Raw genomic sequence first — 16475 nt, forward strand, 5'->3', positions numbered from 1 at the left:
GTAGGCCACAGAAAAATCGCTCAGCAAAACGTGCGGCCAGTTGTACAGCCTCAGCAGTGGCGTATCGAACCGAAGCTGCAAAAAGTCCTCGACGAACTCAACAGCCTTCAACTCCTCGCCGATGATCGCGCTCACATCCATTGCTAAGCCTTCTTGCCCGCCAGCGCCGCCGCAACAGCATCCATCTGCTTGCGCGTAGTCAACTCCGTCGCGCACCAAAGGCTCGCATTCGACCCAAGCTCCGGGTACCACTTCACCAGCGGCAGCCCGCCGATGATCTTCTTCTCCAGCAGTCCAGCGTTCACAGCCGCGGCACTCTTCGGCGTCTCCAGCACAAACTCATGGAAACGAGGAGCACCCTCAAACAGCACCTTCGCGCCAGCAGTCTTAGCAAGCGCACTCTTCAAGTAAGCAGCCTTCGCAAGGTTCTGTTCAGCCAACTCCCGCATCCCCTGCTTGCCATACACCGTCAGAAAGATCGTCGTCATCAACGCGACCAGCGCCTGGTTGGTGCAGATGTTCGAGGTCGCTTTCTCGCGCCGGATATGCTGTTCTCTCGTACTCAAAGTCAGCACAAATCCGCGCTTGCCGTCCTTGTCCTTCGTCTCGCCGATCAGCCGCCCCGGCATCTGTCGCAGGAACTTCTCCTTGCACGCAATCACGCCGCAGAACGGCCCGCCAAAGCTCGGTGCAACGCCGTAGCTCTGCGCCTCCATCGACACAATGTCCGCTTCAGCCGGAGGCCGCACAATTCCCAGCGAGATCGCCTCCGCAATCGACACAATCAGCAGCGCACCCTTTGCATGAGCAATCTCGGCAATCGCGGCCACATCCTCAATCGTGCCAAAGAAGTTCGGCGACTGAATCAGCACGCAAGCCGTGTCGCTGGTAATCGCCGCGTCAAGCGCAGCCATATCCACGCGCCCATTCGCCGCGTAGCCAACCTCGGTGACGGGAATCTCCTGATGCTGCGCATACGTCGTCACAACTTCGCGGTACTCGGGATGCACCGTCCGCGCCACCACTGCGCCATCGCGCCCGGTCACGCGCACCGCCATCATGATCGCCTCCGCCGCGCCGGTCGAGCCGTCGTACATCGAAGCGTTGGCAATCTCCATGCCGGTCAGCTCGCAGATCATCGTCTGGAACTCGAACATCGCCTGCAGCGTGCCCTGCGAGATCTCCGGCTGGTAAGGCGTATAGCTCGTCAGAAACTCGCCCCGCTGCACCAGCGAGTCGATAATCACGGGCCGATAGTGCCGATACACGCCCGCGCCTAGAAAGCTCGCATAGCCCGCAGCGTTGTGCTCCGCAAAATCACGAAAGCGATCCAGAATCTCCGACTCGCCATGCTGACGAGGAATCTTCAGGTCGCGCTTCAGTTGATACTCAGCAGGAATGCTCTGGAACAGATCGTCGATCGACGCCACGCCGATCTCGGCGAGCATCTCTTTACGGTCCCCTGGGGACTTCGGCAGATAACGCATCGTTAGTGTCCGGTCTCCTCGGCAATAAACTTCTCATAATCAGCAGCGCCCAGCAGTCCATCCAGCTGCTTCGCATCGGCCAGCGACACCTTGATCAGCCACGTCGTATTCGCGTCCGTGTTGATCAGCTCCGGCTTGTCCTTGAGCGCGTCATTCACCGCCGTCACCGTGCCCGACACCGGCGCGAACAGATCCGAGACCGCCTTCACCGACTCCACAGACCCGAACGTCTTGCCCGCCTCCACCGCGTCGCCCACCTTCGGCAGATCGACAAAGACAATGTCGCCCAGCGAGTCCTGCGCGTAATCCGTAATCCCAATGCTGCCTGCCGAACCGTCAGCATCAATCCACTCGTGTTCCTTCGTGTACCTGTAATTTGCCGGATAAGCCATATGTGTGGGGAATCTCCCTTTTCATTGTAAATGCGGAAAGCAGACTACACGACCCGGGCCAGCCCAGTCCAAAGCGCGGCATGTGGATTATTGATGACAAGGTAATGAAGTGTCATCCTGAGCGGAGTTTGGCGCGCCTCTTGCGCCAAACGGAGTCGAAGGACCTGCGGTTGTTTTTGCTGTTGCTACTTCTTCGCCCTCTTATAAAACGGCAGTGGCACCACACGCGCCTTCACCATCTGCCCGCGAATCTCCACCGCAACTTCGGTATCCACCGCCGACAACTCCACCGGCACATACGCCATCGCAATATTCTTCTTCAAGAACGGCGAAGGCGACCCGCTCGTAATCTCGCCCACCCGTTTGCCATCAAGCGAAAACACCGGATACCCATCGCGCCCAATCCCACGCTCCACCATCTCCAGCCCGACGAGCTTGCGCTTCGGCCCACCGTCAGCCTGAATCTTCACCAGCGCATCCCGCCCAACAAAATCGCCCTTATCGAGCTTGGCATACCGCCCAAGCCCAGCCTCAAACACATTGATGGAGTCGGAGATTTCATGGCCATACAAAGCCATTCCAGCCTCCAGCCGCAGCGTATTCCGCGCACCCAACCCGCACGTCAGAATCCCGAACTCCTTACCGGCCTCCAGCACCTCAGCCCACACGCGCGCGCTGGTCGCTTCATCCGAAGGAATGTAAATCTCAAACCCATCCTCGCCCGTGTAGCCCGTCCGAGCAATCATCACGTTGTGCAGCCCACACACCTGTCCCCACGTAAACCAGTAGTTCTTAATCGCGCTCAGATCAGTCGAAGTCAGCTTCTGCAAAGTCTCCGCAGCCCTCGGCCCTTGAATCGCAATCTGCGTATAAAAGTCGCTGTAGTCGTTCATGTGAACGCCGGGCATTCCGCCAATCACCTGCCGCACCCACGCGACATCCTTCTCGCGCGTGCCCGCGTTGATGACGATCAGATAGTCATTGTCCGAAAGCTTATGCACCACCACGTCATCGACAAACGTCCCATTCGGATACAGCATCGCCGAGTACTGCGCCTGCCCCACAGCCAGCTTCGAAGCATCATTCATGCACAGCTTTTGCACCGCCGCCAGCGCGCCCGGCCCGCGAAACTGAATATCCCCCATGTGCGACACGTCGAAGACGCCAACGCCCGTCCGCACAGCCATGTGCTCGGCAATCAAGCCGCAACAATCAACAGGCATGTCCCACCCGCCAAAATCAACCATCTTGGATTTAGCAGCACGATGCACGGCATTCAGCGCGGTTTTGCGCAGCGGGGTTTGCGTATCTGACAAGGGAAAGCCTCCAAGCCAATCGTAGTTTGCCGTCATCTCAGGGTCAACGAGCGCAGTTTGCCGCATGGCCGCGCCTGTGTCATCCTTGCTCGACACATCTCTTGCCGGAGGCCGCGTTGCGAACCGTTCGCGTTCTGTTCTCCCTCTTTGCGTTTGTCCTGCTCTGCACGCCGTCGATCAAGGCGCAAGACGTGCCCGAACCCATCCCGGGCGTCCATATCCCCAGCGGCAGCGTTCCCTGGGCGGTCGATGTCTACAGCGGCAAACCCGAGCTGGTGCCCATCCACCACACCGCCATCAACGTGGACAACCACCGTGGAGCAAACGTAGCCGGCTCGCTCGCAGGCAGCTTCTTCTACAAGCCCAAAATGACGACCGAGATCGAAGGCGCTCACGCCCGCGTGGCCCTGCACACCAGCAAGCCTGTCTTCTATGTCCATGTGATGAGCGATCCCGACGGCGACCAATCCAGCTTCTTCGACCACTGGGCCATCGTCCAGGCTGTAGTCAAGAAAGACAAGCGCATCATCTCGCAGATTAAGTTCACGCAACTTACCGGCAAAGCAAAGCGCGACAGCTCGCAGATAGACGCCACGGTCGAATCGCTCGCTGGCGGATGGCTCAAGATCACGCCAACCAACCCGCTTACCCCCGGAGAATATGCGCTCCTTCCCGTAACCAAAGTAGCGAACACCTTCTCCACCGTCGTCTTCGACTTCACGGTCGACCCCAACGCCGCAAACGCGCCCGACGCCGTCTCAGGAACAATGCAGTAAAGGAGTGAGCCATCACACCGTAACCGACTCCCGATACTCCCCGAACACCCCGCGCAACACATTCGCAATCTCGCCCACGGTCGCGTAGCACTCCACCGCAGCCAAAATCGGGGGCAATAAATTCCCATCATTCCGCGCCGCTTCTGCAACCGTGCGCAGCGCCGCCGCGTGAACACCTGCATCGCGCCGCGCACGCAACGCCCGCACCCGCTCCACCTGCCGCTGTTCCAGCGCAGCATCAACCCGCTGAATCGGGATCGGCGTCTCCTGTTCAGCAACAAACTCGTTCACCCCAACCACGACCGCACGCCTCTCATCCACCGCGCGCTGATAAGCGTAAGCCGAGTTCTGAATCTCGCGCTGCACATAACCCTGCTCGATCGCTCGCAGCATCCCATAGTTCCCGCCCAAATCGAATCGCGCGACTGCGGCCATGTATTCCTCCGCCCGCCGCTCGATCTCATTCGTCAACGACTCCATATAGTACGAGCCCGCCAGCGGGTCCACCGTATCCGCCACACCGCTCTCATGCGCCAGAATCTGCTGCGTCCTCAGCGCAATCCGCGCGGCATGCTCGGTCGGCAGCGAAAGCGCCTCATCAAACCCATTCGTATGCAGAGACTGCGTGCCGCCCAGCACCGCAGCCAGCGCCTCTACGGTTGTACGCACAATGTTGTTCTCAGGCTGCTGCGCCGTCAGGGTCGAGCCCGCCGTCTGCGTGTGAAACCGCAACATCCAACTTCGCGGGTTCTTCGCGCCAAAGTGTTCACGCATAATGCGCGCCCACATCCGCCGCGCCGCACGAAACTTCGCCACCTCTTCCAGCAGATTGCTGTGCGCGTTGAAGAAGAAGCTCAGCCGCGGAGCAAACGCATCCACATCCAGCCGCGCATCCAGCGCGGTCTGCACGTAAGTCATGCCATTGGCCAGCGTGAACGCGACCTCCTGCACAGCCGTGCAGCCTGCCTCGCGCATGTGGTAGCCGGAGATCGAGATCGTATTCCACTCCGGCACCTCGTCCGCCGCCCACGCAAAGATGTCCGTCACCAGCCGCATCGCGTGCCGCACCGGATAGATATACGTTCCGCGCGCAATGTACTCCTTCAAAATATCGTTCTGCACCGTGCCGCTCAGCCGCTTCACGTCCGCGCCCGTGCGCCGAGCCACGGCGACATACAACGCTAGCAGAATCGCAGCCGTCGCATTAATCGTCATCGAGGTCGAAATCGTATCCAGCCGAATCCCGCTGAACAGCCGCTCCATGTCTTCGATCGAATCAATCGCCACGCCGACCTTGCCCACCTCACCCACCGCCAGCGCATCGTCGGAGTCATACCCAATCTGCGTCGGCAGATCGAACGCAACCGACAAACCCTTCGTCCCTTGCTCAAGCAGAAATTTGTACCGCCGATTCGACTCCTCGGCGTCGCCCATCCCGGCATACTGCCGCATGGTCCACAGCCGCCCGCGATACATCGTCGGCTGAATCCCGCGCGTGAACGGGTACTCGCCCGGCGCGCCCAGCTCGCGCACCGCGTCGAATCCGGCCAGGTCCTCGGCCCCATACACCGACTCAACCGGAATGCCCGAACTTGTCTTTGGACCAGTCTGCGGATTCGTCTTCGGAGTCTCGCTCATGCCGCACAAGTGTACCGCCGCGCATCAGATTGCCGAATCTACCGCCCGCGTCCTCTGCGCCGAGCCTTCAGAAAACTCGTCACACAGAAGTAGCTGAAGACCAGAGCCATCACCACCGCCCACTCAAACCGCTCGTGCGCCAGAGGGCTTACTCCCGATTCATGCATCGCCGTGCGCATCTTCCACGCGCCGCCCACCGCGAACAGCGCGAAGATCCCAAAGAAGGTCCCAGTCAGCTCCAGCCACAGCACGCCCGAAAGCTTCACGAACGGCTTCCACACCGCCTGCCCGAATCGCTTGCCGCCGCGCTTCAACCCCTGCGTGGTTTCGACGGCCTGCGTCGCGGAACGCGCCACCTGTTGCCCCAGCCGCTCACCCGAAGCAGCAGCTTTTCCCGCATTCTTCTGCTCCGGCTTGCGCGCAGGCGAAGGATTCGGGGTCGCCGCCGCGTCCACGGCCGTCACCAACGTTTTAGCGGCCGCGCGCGCGCCCACACCCAGCGCCCGGCCAAAGCGTACCGAATCCATACCCAAAGTGTAGCCGCATCCCCCGCGCCAGAGAAAGCCGGGTGCCCCATCTTCGGCGCGGCTTCATCGCGGCTAAGGTGGGTTCGTAGCTATCGGAAGCCCTTCACCGTGCATCCAATCAACAGGATTCAACGTGAAGAAAGGGGGAGCCGTATGAAAAATTTTCTCTGGATGGTCGGAGGCGTCTGCGCTGCCACCGTAGGTCTTCTTGTCTGGAACCCCTACAAAAAGCGGCCCGTAGAGGATTTGGCACAGAGCTTGCCTGCCGCATGGCAGAGCAATCACGCTCCCGACGCATGATGCTTTTCCGCCATGAAACCCATTGCGGCGTTTTGCGACATAGCGTTATGCTTGCTCCAGAAGACGTACCCGCAATGCCGTTCCCACCGGCCGCCTGGGCCAGGAATACCCGATGCGCGGTTAGATTTTCAAACCAAGGGCTGCACCGGAGGTGGCATTGAACCAGAAAGTCAAAAACCTGATCCAGCAACTCGGCGAGGCCATTCACGAGTCTGTCTCTGAGTCGGAAGACATCGCCGTCGTCGTCAAAAACATCCGCGAGCAGGGTTTCGACGTGCTGCTGATGCTGGAAGCCACCATCGGCCTCAATGAAGTCGAAGACGGAGCCACCGCTGCCGCCGAAAACTCCACGGACAACCTTCACGAGCCCTTCACCTCGAACGACCTCAACTTTCTCCGCTCTTTGCGCATCAGCCTCACCGAAGACGGCAATCCGCCCGAGACCGTCTCGGACGAAGGCTCCGGCGAGTAGTTTCGCGTGCGCTCCATCGGGCCCGGACTTCACAGCCGGGCCTTTCGTTTTTCACCCAAAATCCTCCGGCACATCACAAACGCAATCTCCACGTGGTAGACTCGCGTTTCTTCTTTCAAACGCGCGCCGAGGTGAGCGCATCTGAAGAAGAAGCACGACAGGCTGATCAAATATCTGCACGAGGTAGTTGGAACTATGAGAGACACGCTGGGCGTTTTACTTGCCGGAGGTGCCGGCGAAAGACTCTTTCCGCTCACCCGCGACCGCGCGAAGCCCGCCGTTCCCTTCGCCGGCCAGTACCGCATCATCGACATCACGCTCTCCAACTGCATCAACTCCGACCTGCGCCACGTCTACATCCTCACCCAGTACAAGGCGCTCTCGCTCAACCGCCACATCCGCGAAGGCTGGGGCCCGGTCGTTGCCAACGAACTCGGCGAGTTCATCGAGATCCTTCCGCCCATGCAGCGCGTCTCCAAGAGCTGGTACCAGGGCACGGCCGACGCCGTCTACCAGAACATCTACTCCATCGGTTCCGAGGAGCCGCGCTACGTCCTCATCCTCTCCGGCGACCACATCTACAAGATGAACTACGCCCGCATGCTCCAGCAGCACAAGGAGTCCGGCGCACACGTCACCCTCGCCACCCTGCCCATCAACCCGTCCGAGGTCTCGGCCTTCGGCGTCGTCGAGGTCGCGCCCAACGCCGAAGTCATCGGCTTCGTCGAAAAGCCCAAAGAGACCAGCATCCGCTCGCCCTTCAACCCCGACATGGTCGATGTCTCCATGGGCATCTACATCTTCAACACCGACGTGCTCATCCCTGAGCTGATCAAGGATGCCGAAGACCCTCAATCCCGCCACGACTTCGGCCACGACATCCTGCCCAATATCCTCGGACGCTTCAAGATGCACGCCTTCAACTTCGTCGACGAGAACAAGCAGAAGGCGCTCTACTGGCGCGACGTAGGCACGCTCGAGGCCTACTACGAGGCCAACATGGACGTCGCCGGCGTCACCCCCACCTTCAACCTCTACGACAAGTCCTGGCCCATGCGCACCCGCCCCTACCAGTACCCGCCCGCCAAATTCGTCTTCGGCGAGCCCGGCCGCACCGGCATGGCCATCAACTCCATCGTCTGCGCCGGGTCCATCGTCTCCGGCTCCGTCGTCCGCAACTCGGTCGTCTCGCAGGACGTGCGCGTCAACTCCTACGCCGACGTAGACTCGAGCATTGTCTTCTCCCATGTCAACATCGGCCGCCACTGCCGCATTCGCCACGCCATCATCGACCGCGACGTCCACATCCCCGACGGCACCGTCATCGGCTACGACGCCAACGAAGACAAGAAGAACTACTTCGTCTCCGCCAGCGGCCTCACCGTCGTCACCCGCGACTACTCCGTCTACGAAAACCCCGTCTCGCCCGAGTTCCTCCAGAACGGCAACTCCTGACATCGCAAATGAAAACGGCCGGAGCCATCAAGCTCCAGCCGTGCTTCTTTCTTATTGTCATTCCCGCAGGGAATCTGCGTTTCGCATCGGCCTGCGCCGGGCTACACCTGCACGGGAGGTGCCCCAAGGATCCTCTAATTTAAGTCTCCAATGTTCAACTTGTCATTCTGAGCGTAGCGAAGAATCCCCGCATTTCGTTTCTGCGCCGACACATTCCGTGGCCCTCCGATACTTCATCAGACCGCCGCTACTGCTTCCCGAACCGATAAACCAACCCACCCGAAATCGCAAAAAACTCGCGCGTCTCGGTCCCGAAGTGCTCGAACATCAAATCCGGAGAAAGCCGGATCGCCGCGCGCTTGCTCAGGTTGATGTCCAGGCTGCCGCCCAGCGCCGCAACAGGCTTGGTGCGGTTCGTGTAGAGCCCGGTCAGCGGATAAAACAGCGGCTGGTTCGCTCTCCGGCTGGAATCAAACACGCCCTTCGACGCGCCGATGAACCCGTGATAATCAATCGCCACAAACTGGTTCTTCGGCCCGCGATACTGCGCCCCCACCATCAGCATGTTCATATACACCAGCGGACGGCTGATGTCATACGGGTCCTGCTGTGCTCCGGGGAAGACGGGCGTCGTGCCCGCCTCGCCGCGATAATCCAGCCCCAGGCCAACCTTTCTGTTCAGCCAATACGTCCCCAGCAACTCGCCGCCGCCCAGGTTCATGCGCTTGGGTATCGACTGGCCAGCCTGGAAGTTCATAAAGTTCAGGCCGCCGTACACCTCGTACTTGTTGTCGTAAGTCACCTTTGCCGGCGTTGCAATCCTGCCGGGCAACTGGAACGAGGGCGTCTGCTGCCCGACCGAGGCATCCTGCGCGCGGGCCTGCCCTGCGCCCAGCATCATCAACCCCGCCGCCAGAAGTCCGGCCACGGCGAGCTTCCCATGTCTCTGCGTTCCCGCCACTCTTGCATCTGCATTGTGATTCGTTGTCGGTCCAGCCATCATCAATCGCAACATTCTTCTCCGCGCCGTCTCCAGCCTCTTCGCAATCTTGCCTGTACTACCTAAGATATAACGTTCGGGCCACATCTGCCCTCCTCCGGCCAACCTATCTCACATCCATCCGTCTGTGCGACAATAGAAGATGCCGGAGTTCGCGCCGCGTCCCCCGGTTGCTAGGAGAAGATTATGGGTGACCTGCTACAACCGACACATTTACTGATCATCGCCATCGTGATTCTGGTCCTCTTCGGCGGACGCAAGCTCCCCGAACTGGGCAAGGGTCTCGGCGAAGGACTCCGCGGCTTCCGCGAGGGCATGAAGGGCGTCTCCGACGAAGTCAGCGACGTGAAGAAATCCGCCACCGACGCCACCAAGACGGAAGAGACCAAATAACCTCCGCGCGCCATCGTCGAACGTTTGCCTTGAACCAGTTTCCTGAGCCAGAAGTTCACGTCATATTTTGTAGTGTCATCCTGAGCGGAGCATACCGCGTTTTTGCGGTCTGCGTAGTCGAAGGACCTGCGGTTCGACGTTTCTGCTGATGCAAACAACTTCGGACTCAGGACACCGGACAACAACCCGACCGCACCGCAAAACCCTACAGCGTAATCATCACCACTGCCGCCGCCGCCACCACCATGCCCAACCCCTGCCGCCGCGTCGGCCGTTCGTGCAGCATCCACGCCGCCAGCAGGATCGTCGAGGCCGGATACAGCGACGCCAGCACCGCCGCCACATCCAGCCGCCCTGCCCTCGTCGCCGCAATAAACAGCAGATTGCCCGACGTATCCATCACGGACGTCGAGAGCGCCCACACCACCGCCGCCCGCGTCAGCCGAGCCTCCGTCACCCCGCGCCGCGCGCCCAGCGTCATCCCCGCCAGCACCAGCGAGCACGTACTCAGGCTCCCCATCCTCGCCGTAGCCATCGGCCAAAAGACTCCAGCCGACCCGGCCATCTTCAGTGCGACAAAATAAATCCCAAACCCCACCCCAGCCGCCACCGCCAGCCAGATCGTGTCCGTGGACGCGGGCTTCGCCTCCGCATTCGGCCCCGCCGCAATCAGCCAGATCGCTGCACCAGCCACCAGAAACCCAGCCACGCGCAGCAGCCCCGGCGAGCCCTCCGCCGCAGCCGACACCGCCGCCGGAATCGCCGCCGCCAGCAACCCGCTCACCGCCGCCGAAGCCCCCATCGCCCCCCGCGACAGCGCCACGTAGAAGCACATCAGCGCCAGCCCGCCCATCACACCCGCGCCCACACCCCACCACAGCGCCGCACCCTGCGGAAACCGATCTCCCCGCAGCCACACAATCAAAAGCAACGCGGCAAAGCTCGAAGCATGGCTGACCAGAATCACCCGCAGTGCCGACGCCATCGTTCCGCCGGCGTGCTTGGCCCCCATCCCTCCGGAAAAGTCGCCGCCGCCCCACAACACCGCCGCCGCCAGCGCCAGCAAGGCATTCCCATGCACCAATATGTTCATTCAATCCCGTTCAGGTCAGACACAGCTACAGATCGGACACGTCATCTCAACCGGAGGCGGTGCCGTTTGCCGCCATAGTGGAGAGACCTCCATATTTCGTCCGCAATGCGCGCCGCTTACCGCGTCCTCTGCACTCCGGACATCGCATCCGAAGCCGTCGGATAGTACCCCTTCTTCGCAATCACCGTCAGGCCGGGCCGCATCACCTTCACCTCAATCGTGCGGTACTTGCCGTCGATAAACGGCTCATGCGTGTAGTAGCCGATGGTGTACTGCGTCCGCGCCTCACGCGCAATCCGGGCAAAGCTCTCTTCGATACCCTTCTGCCGGAACTCGCCATCCAGGTTGCCGCCCGTGGCAATCGTGTACGCAGGCAGCACATTGTCCCTCATGCTCAGCGGCAGATGCATGTGATTCAGGAATCCGATCACCGGCAGCGAAGAGTCGCCCACCAGCGTGCCGTACACCGCAATTTTATTCGTCTGCAAATATTTGATGACTTCCTTCACGCTCGCCTGGCTGCCGTATTCCTTCCCGTCGCTGATCACGTAGATCACCCGCCGCCGTCCCTTCGGGGCCTTCGAGAGCGCCGTCGCCGCCGCCAGAATCGCATCGTTCAGCGTATGCGACTCGCGCGGCACATTCTGAATGCCGCTCATGCTTCTGCCATGCGTCGAGTTCGTATTCGGGTCGATATTCGCCAGCGCGCCGCCGTTCAGGTTGATGTTCTGCCCCAGCGGGCCTGTCGTGTCGTAAAAGATCGGCTCCCGCCCCGTGCTCTTCGACCGCTCCAGCACCGCCGTCAGCCGCGCGCTCTGCGCCCCGGTAAAGGTCGTCTGCATCCGCGGCCCGTTATTGTAGGTAAACACCGCAACCTCGTCGTAGGAGGCAAACGCTCCCTGCAACGCCGCCAGCGCATTGTTCACCTTCGTCATGTTGTCGTAGGTCATGCTCTGGTCAATCACCAGCGCCACCGAGAGCGGAAACGGGTCCGTCGTAAACAGTGCCAGTTGCTGCCGCAGCCCGTTCTCATTCACCCGCACATCGCGCCACGTCAGCCCCGCCACCAGATTGCCTTTGCTGTCCTTCACCGTAAACGGCACTTCCACAAAGTTCACGCGCGCGTGGATCACATACTCCGGCCCCTGTCCTGCCTGTGGAACATCCGGAGGCGGCCCTTCGTCCTTCACGGCCTGCGTCGCCGCCGGCAGCGAACTCGGCGGAGCGCCCGCATCCGAGCTGGACTGAGCCGAGGGGAGACCGGCATTCTCTGGCGTCGTTCCAATCCCAGGCGCAATCGGCCCAATCGAAAGTCCCTGCGGCTTGGGAGCATCGGGAATCGCCTGCGCGGAACTCTGCGCCGCTGCCTGCCACGCCACCGGCGCCAGCAGCACCAAAGCCAGAGACCCGGCCAATACACTCGTTCTCACCACGCAACTACCCCCATTCCTGCTCCAGCCCGCCGGTCAGCTTCAGGCGGGACTTTACCAACCACCAGATTATCAGGCGCACCATCCACCCCGCCAACCCGCAAAGCCCCTTCTTTTTTGGACGCAACCCCGCACCCAGACGTTGGCGCCCGCACCCAGACATTTGCGGTCATTCTGAGCGAAGCGAAGAATCCCCGCATTTGCTCCACATCGCCGATAAACTCAAAATCAATGCCCAGATTCGACCGAGCCTACGTCTACATCCTCGCCAACCACCAGCGCCGTCTGTACATAGGCGTAACCACCCGTCTCGACGGGCGTATCAACGACCACAAGGCCGCAACCGACCCCAGCTCATTTACCGCCCGCTACAAAATAAACAAGCTCGTCTACTACGAAACGTTCGGGGACATCAACCTGGCCATCGCGCGCGAAACAGAGATCAAGGGCTGGCTCCGCATCAAAAAAGTCCAGCTCATCCTGACCCACAACCCGACCTGGCAAGACCTGAGTCTGGAATGGGGAAAGCCAACCGAACCCTTCGACGAGTCCAAACTCCGCCCACCCGAAACCTTTTAATTAAAAATAAATAGCCGTAGCCTCATCATCTGTCATTCTGAGCGAAGCGAAGAATCCCCGCATTTGCTTTTGCAGTTGTCGTTGCTTTTGCAGCTGTCGTTGCTTTTGCAGTTGCCTGTCCTTCTGACCCTTGAGTGAAACGAAGCAGAAGCCCCCGCATTTCGCTCGTAGCGGCACCGATTCTCCCCTGAAAGGACGCCGTCCCAGCCCCCGTCACTTTTCCGGCTGACTCACGCCTCCATTCGTCGTCTAATAAGACATGCGCCCGTTCCTTGCAGCAGCCGTCCTGTGCCTCTCGCTCGCCCCGCTCCTCCACGCTCAAGAGGCGCCAACACCCGACATGCCTCCCCCTGCCAGCGACGCTCCGGCGCAGCCTCTCCCCACCAACCCCATGGAGACCCTCAAGGTCAACGTCAACCTGGTCAACCTCTACTTCTCCGTCCGCGACAAAAACGGCTACATCACCAATCTCCACAAAGACGACTGCCAGATCTTCGAGGACAAGGTCCCCCAGACCATCAAGAACTTCACCCAGGAAAAGAACCTGCCCCTCACCATCGGCATCCTGCTCGACACCAGCGGCAGCCAGATGAACGTCCTGCCCATGGAACAAACCTCCGGGGCCGAGTTCCTCAAAGACGTCCTCACGCCCAAAGACGAAGCCTTCCTCATCTCCTTCGACATCAATGTCAACCTGCTGGCCGACTACACCAACAGCCCCCGCGAGATCCAGCGCGCCATGGACAAGGCCCAGATCAACACCGGCGCAGGCACTGGCTCCGTCACCGGCAACGGCACCCCACGCGGCACCCTGCTCTACGATGCCATCTACCTCGCCGCGCATGACAAGCTCCGCCAGGAGGCCGGCCGCAAGATCCTCGTCATCCTCACTGACGGCCAGGACCAGGGCTCGCAGGAAACCCTCAAGTCCGCCGTCGAGGCCGCCCAGAAGTCCAACGCCATCGTCTACGTCATCCTGCTCGCCGACCCACAGGCTTACGGCAGCTTCGGCATGGGCTACAGCGGAGCGGGCTACATGGACCGCCTCGCCAAAGACACCGGAGGCCGCGTCATCAACGTCGGCGCAAACGCACGCAAACTCCAGGCCGCCTTCGACCAGATTCAGGATGAGCTGCGCACCCAATACCTCGCCAGCTACACCCCCACCGACCTCAAAATGGACGGCTCCTTCCGTGCCCTCAACGTCTCCTGCGGCAAAGAATACAAAGTCCAGGCCCGCCGCGGCTACTACGCCATGGCCGACCCCCTCGGCGACAATTAGCGAAGATTGAGGGAGCCGCCTCTTTTGTTTGTCATTCCCGAAGGGAATCTGCGTTTCGCATCAGACCGCCCAAAACGCTCGGGTGCCCTATCCATCGCGCTTTTGCGATGGGCGGGAAAGCACAAAAGCCCAATCAGCCACCTTTTGGCATTTCCATTCCATAACGTAGCGAAGGAACCTGCTCTTTATCCCGCCACAAACACACGTCATCTCGACCGGAGACGGCCCTTTTAGCAGCACGGCCAAACACACGTCATCTCGACCGAAGGCGGCGCTTTTTGCCGCCGGAGTGGAGAGACCCCCGCATTTGCTGTCGCCGGGTGCGCCATCCATCGCGCTTTTGCGATGGGCGGGAAAGCACAAAACCCCAATCAACCACCTTTTTGTATTTCCATTCCGTAGCGAAGCGAAGGAACTTGCTGTTTCTTGAGTTCACCCACACCCTGTCAAGCCCAGAAAGCAGCTAACCAACTCACCACAAACCACTTCCCCGTGGCGGGATTACCCCTCTCAACCTGCTAGCCTTTAATAAGTGGATATGGCTCATCGATGACTGCTCTTCTGAAGGTGTAGCGCCGCTGACACCCTCATCCCCACTTTTTGTTGTCATTCCCGAAGGGAATCTGCGTCTCGCACGTGAAAGAGCATAACCTCTTTGTTTGAAGGACTTTACCCGCAAAGGCTCAATCGAATCAATACTTTACGAGAGAAAAACGGAAATGTCCAGACCTAAGTCCTTTGTTCGAAGGACTTTGCACAAAAACAGGGGGAGGGGGAGAGGCCATCAAGCCTCCATCGCCCCGGAGTAGACAGCCATCCCAGCCACGGCGTCCACGCCCATCGCGTCTAGCGCGTCCACCTCAGCCCGTTCCTTAATGCCGCCCGCGACGATCAACTGCCTTGCCGTCGTCGAGCGCAGCACCGCCGCCACGTCCATCGGAAACCCGCTCATCGTTCCCTCGGTGTCCACGTGCGTATAAAGAAATGCCGAGCAATAGTCCTCCAGCCACGTCACCGCCTCCTCCGGCGTCAGGTCCACCGAGTCCTTCCAACCCTTCACTGCCACCTTGCCGCCTTTGGTATCGACGCTGAAGACCAGCGCCTCTTCGCCCAGGTCCTTCTTCAGCCCGGCAGCAAACTCCTTATTCACCCCCGAGGCCCCGAACAGACTCGACCCAAAGATCACCCGCTTCGCCCCGGCCGCCAGCAGCGCCCGCCCATCAGCAGCCGACCTCAACCCGCCGCCTACCTGGCAAGGCAGCCGCTTACAGAACATCTCGATCAGCGCCCGGTTGTCCCCCTGCCGCATCGCCGCATCCAGATCGATCAACTGCACGACCGGATATCTCCGGAACCGCTCGATCCAGTACTCGAAGTCGTCAAACGCAAGCTTCAGCTTCTCGCCCTGCACCAACTGCACAATCCGTCCGCCCATCAAATCAATCGAAGGTATCAACATCCCTTATGTCCTCTTCCTGTTCTCAACTCAGCAAGGCAGCCGCACGCTGACGCCCGCCTGCTGCAACTCCGCCTTCAGCGCCCGCGAGTCGGTCACGCCGAAGTGGAAGATGCTCGCCGCGAGCGCCGCATCAGCCCGCCCGCGCCCGAACACATCCACGAAGTGCCCCGCCGTTCCCGCGCCGCCCGAAGCAATCACCGGAATCTGCACCGCGGCACTGACCGCGGCGGTCAGCTCGCAGTCGAAGCCAGATCGCATCCCGTCCGTGTCCATCGAGGTCAGCAGAATCTCGCCCGCGCCGCGCGCCTCAGCCTCGCGTGCCCACTCGATGACCTTGCGCCCAGTCGGCTTGCGCCCGCCGCTCACGTAGACCTCAGCATCCGCAACGCCGGCCTGCCCGCGTCGCGCGTCGATGGCGACGATCACCGCCTGTGCTCCGAAGCTGCCGCCGATCTCACCAATCAGCTCTGGCCGCGCAATCGCCGACGAGTTGATGCTTACCTTGTCCGCGCCCGCATCGAAGACCGCCGCCGCGTCCTCAGCACTGCGAATGCCGCCGCCGACGGTGAACGGAACGAACAGCGTCGCCGCCGTGCGCTTCACCGTATCAAGCAGCGTCCCGCGCCCCTCGTGCGTCGCCGTGATGTCGAGCAGCACAATCTCGTCCGCTCCCGCCGCCGCATGACGATGCGCCAGCTCCGCCGGGTCGCCCGCGTCGATGATGTCCACAAACTGAACACCCTTCACCACACGCCCACCGCGCACATCGAGACACGCAATGATTCTCTTCGTCAGCATCTATCCCAGCCTCACCGGCACAGCCGCCGCCACCGCAACCTCCGAGCCTTCACAGACAATCCGGGCCAGCGAGTCGCC

16 protein-coding genes are annotated in these 16475 nt (G+C 60.8%); 6 read left to right on the plus strand and 10 right to left on the minus strand.

All coding sequences use genetic code 11. The annotated features are described in order from the left end of the window. Positions 1-143: 143 nt before the first annotated feature. The 3 genes from gcvPA to gcvT all read right to left on the minus strand — a co-directional run bounded on the left by gcvPA (position 144) and on the right by gcvT (position 3231). Positions 144-1487 carry an aminomethyl-transferring glycine dehydrogenase subunit GcvPA gene (gcvPA, locus tag VFU66_RS06145; protein WP_326445360.1) on the minus strand — a complete coding sequence of 448 codons (1344 nt, stop codon included), beginning with the start codon at positions 1485-1487 and terminating at the stop codon, positions 144-146. Between the two features lie 2 nt (positions 1488-1489). Further along, a complete protein-coding gene (gene gcvH / locus VFU66_RS06150) occupies positions 1490-1879 on the minus strand; it encodes a glycine cleavage system protein GcvH (protein ID WP_326445361.1) in 390 nt (129 codons plus the stop codon). Between the two features lie 185 nt (positions 1880-2064). Beyond that, positions 2065-3231 carry a glycine cleavage system aminomethyltransferase GcvT gene (gcvT, locus tag VFU66_RS06155; protein WP_326445375.1) on the minus strand — a complete coding sequence of 389 codons (1167 nt, stop codon included), beginning with the start codon at positions 3229-3231 and terminating at the stop codon, positions 2065-2067. A gap of 80 nt (positions 3232-3311) precedes the next feature. On the opposite strand from gcvT, the gene VFU66_RS06160 reads away from it, so the two are divergent. Further along, entirely contained in the window at positions 3312-3971 is a 660-nt protein-coding gene (locus VFU66_RS06160; RefSeq protein WP_326445362.1) for a hypothetical protein, read from the plus strand. Between the two features lie 12 nt (positions 3972-3983). On the opposite strand, the gene VFU66_RS06165 is transcribed toward VFU66_RS06160, so the two are convergent. After that, entirely contained in the window at positions 3984-5609 is a 1626-nt protein-coding gene (locus tag VFU66_RS06165) for an acyl-CoA mutase large subunit family protein (protein ID WP_326445363.1), read from the minus strand. Between the two features lie 38 nt (positions 5610-5647). Beyond that, positions 5648-6136, minus strand: a complete 489-nt coding sequence (locus VFU66_RS06170; protein WP_326445364.1) for a hypothetical protein — start codon at positions 6134-6136, stop codon at positions 5648-5650. A gap of 451 nt (positions 6137-6587) precedes the next feature. Here VFU66_RS06170 and VFU66_RS06175 point away from each other — a divergent pair, with 451 nt between their 5' ends. Next, positions 6588-6908 (plus strand): hypothetical protein, encoded by a 321-nt coding sequence (locus VFU66_RS06175; RefSeq protein ID WP_414649383.1) that lies wholly within the window; start codon positions 6588-6590, stop codon positions 6906-6908. A 195-nt stretch (positions 6909-7103) separates the two neighbouring features. Next, a complete protein-coding gene (gene glgC, locus VFU66_RS06180) occupies positions 7104-8363 on the plus strand; it encodes a glucose-1-phosphate adenylyltransferase (protein ID WP_326445366.1) in 1260 nt (419 codons plus the stop codon). Between the two features lie 247 nt (positions 8364-8610). Here the strand turns inward: glgC and VFU66_RS06185 are convergent, their stop codons facing one another. Then, positions 8611-9450 (minus strand): hypothetical protein, encoded by an 840-nt coding sequence (locus VFU66_RS06185; RefSeq protein ID WP_326445367.1) that lies wholly within the window; start codon positions 9448-9450, stop codon positions 8611-8613. 99 nt (positions 9451-9549) lie between these two features. Between VFU66_RS06185 and VFU66_RS06190 the strand changes: the two genes are divergently transcribed. Beyond that, on the plus strand, positions 9550-9756 hold the full coding sequence (locus VFU66_RS06190) for a Sec-independent protein translocase subunit TatA/TatB (protein ID WP_326445368.1): 207 nt from the start codon (positions 9550-9552) through the stop codon (positions 9754-9756). A gap of 205 nt (positions 9757-9961) precedes the next feature. Here the strand turns inward: VFU66_RS06190 and VFU66_RS06195 are convergent, their stop codons facing one another. After that, the gene (locus VFU66_RS06195) at positions 9962-10849 is read right to left on the minus strand and encodes an EamA family transporter (protein WP_326445369.1); all 888 of its coding nucleotides are present in this window, start codon (positions 10847-10849) and stop codon (positions 9962-9964) included. A gap of 116 nt (positions 10850-10965) precedes the next feature. Next, positions 10966-12264, minus strand: a complete 1299-nt coding sequence (locus VFU66_RS06200) for a VWA domain-containing protein (RefSeq protein ID WP_326445370.1) — start codon at positions 12262-12264, stop codon at positions 10966-10968. Positions 12265-12510: 246 nt separating this feature from the next. Between VFU66_RS06200 and VFU66_RS06205 the strand changes: the two genes are divergently transcribed. Both VFU66_RS06205 and VFU66_RS06210 read left to right on the plus strand, forming a co-directional pair. Next, positions 12511-12858, plus strand: a complete 348-nt coding sequence (locus tag VFU66_RS06205; RefSeq protein WP_326445371.1) for a GIY-YIG nuclease family protein — start codon at positions 12511-12513, stop codon at positions 12856-12858. Positions 12859-13117: 259 nt separating this feature from the next. Continuing rightward, positions 13118-14140 (plus strand): VWA domain-containing protein, encoded by a 1023-nt coding sequence (locus VFU66_RS06210; RefSeq protein WP_326445372.1) that lies wholly within the window; start codon positions 13118-13120, stop codon positions 14138-14140. 784 nt (positions 14141-14924) lie between these two features. On the opposite strand, the gene VFU66_RS06215 is transcribed toward VFU66_RS06210, so the two are convergent. After that, positions 14925-15599 carry a 1-(5-phosphoribosyl)-5-[(5-phosphoribosylamino)methylideneamino]imidazole-4-carboxamide isomerase gene (locus VFU66_RS06215; protein ID WP_326445373.1) on the minus strand — a complete coding sequence of 225 codons (675 nt, stop codon included), beginning with the start codon at positions 15597-15599 and terminating at the stop codon, positions 14925-14927. A gap of 27 nt (positions 15600-15626) precedes the next feature. Beyond that, complete coding sequence (gene hisF, locus VFU66_RS06220) at positions 15627-16397, minus strand: imidazole glycerol phosphate synthase subunit HisF (protein WP_326445374.1); 771 nt, start codon at positions 16395-16397, stop codon at positions 15627-15629. Between the last annotated feature and the right edge of the window lie 78 nt (positions 16398-16475).

The sequence above is a fragment of the Edaphobacter sp. genome (assembly GCF_035763405.1).
Classification (GTDB): domain Bacteria; phylum Acidobacteriota; class Terriglobia; order Terriglobales; family Acidobacteriaceae; genus Edaphobacter.

What these genes read in the sequence shown, in the direction of transcription:
- gcvPA (WP_326445360.1), bottom strand. Translation starts at nt 1,487, where the DNA reads ATGCGTTATCTGCCGAAGTCCCCAGGGGACCGTAAAGAGATGCTCGCC.
- gcvH (WP_326445361.1), bottom strand. Translation starts at nt 1,879, where the DNA reads ATGGCTTATCCGGCAAATTACAGGTACACGAAGGAACACGAGTGGATT.
- gcvT (WP_326445375.1), bottom strand. Translation starts at nt 3,231, where the DNA reads ATGACGGCAAACTACGATTGGCTTGGAGGCTTTCCCTTGTCAGATACG.
- VFU66_RS06165 (WP_326445363.1), bottom strand. Translation starts at nt 5,609, where the DNA reads ATGAGCGAGACTCCGAAGACGAATCCGCAGACTGGTCCAAAGACAAGT.
- VFU66_RS06170 (WP_326445364.1), bottom strand. Translation starts at nt 6,136, where the DNA reads ATGGATTCGGTACGCTTTGGCCGGGCGCTGGGTGTGGGCGCGCGCGCG.
- glgC (WP_326445366.1), top strand. Translation starts at nt 7,104, where the DNA reads ATGAGAGACACGCTGGGCGTTTTACTTGCCGGAGGTGCCGGCGAAAGA.
- VFU66_RS06185 (WP_326445367.1), bottom strand. Translation starts at nt 9,450, where the DNA reads ATGTGGCCCGAACGTTATATCTTAGGTAGTACAGGCAAGATTGCGAAG.
- VFU66_RS06190 (WP_326445368.1), top strand. Translation starts at nt 9,550, where the DNA reads ATGGGTGACCTGCTACAACCGACACATTTACTGATCATCGCCATCGTG.
- VFU66_RS06195 (WP_326445369.1), bottom strand. Translation starts at nt 10,849, where the DNA reads ATGAACATATTGGTGCATGGGAATGCCTTGCTGGCGCTGGCGGCGGCG.
- VFU66_RS06205 (WP_326445371.1), top strand. Translation starts at nt 12,511, where the DNA reads ATGCCCAGATTCGACCGAGCCTACGTCTACATCCTCGCCAACCACCAG.
- VFU66_RS06210 (WP_326445372.1), top strand. Translation starts at nt 13,118, where the DNA reads ATGCGCCCGTTCCTTGCAGCAGCCGTCCTGTGCCTCTCGCTCGCCCCG.
- VFU66_RS06215 (WP_326445373.1), bottom strand. Translation starts at nt 15,599, where the DNA reads ATGTTGATACCTTCGATTGATTTGATGGGCGGACGGATTGTGCAGTTG.
- hisF (WP_326445374.1), bottom strand. Translation starts at nt 16,397, where the DNA reads ATGCTGACGAAGAGAATCATTGCGTGTCTCGATGTGCGCGGTGGGCGT.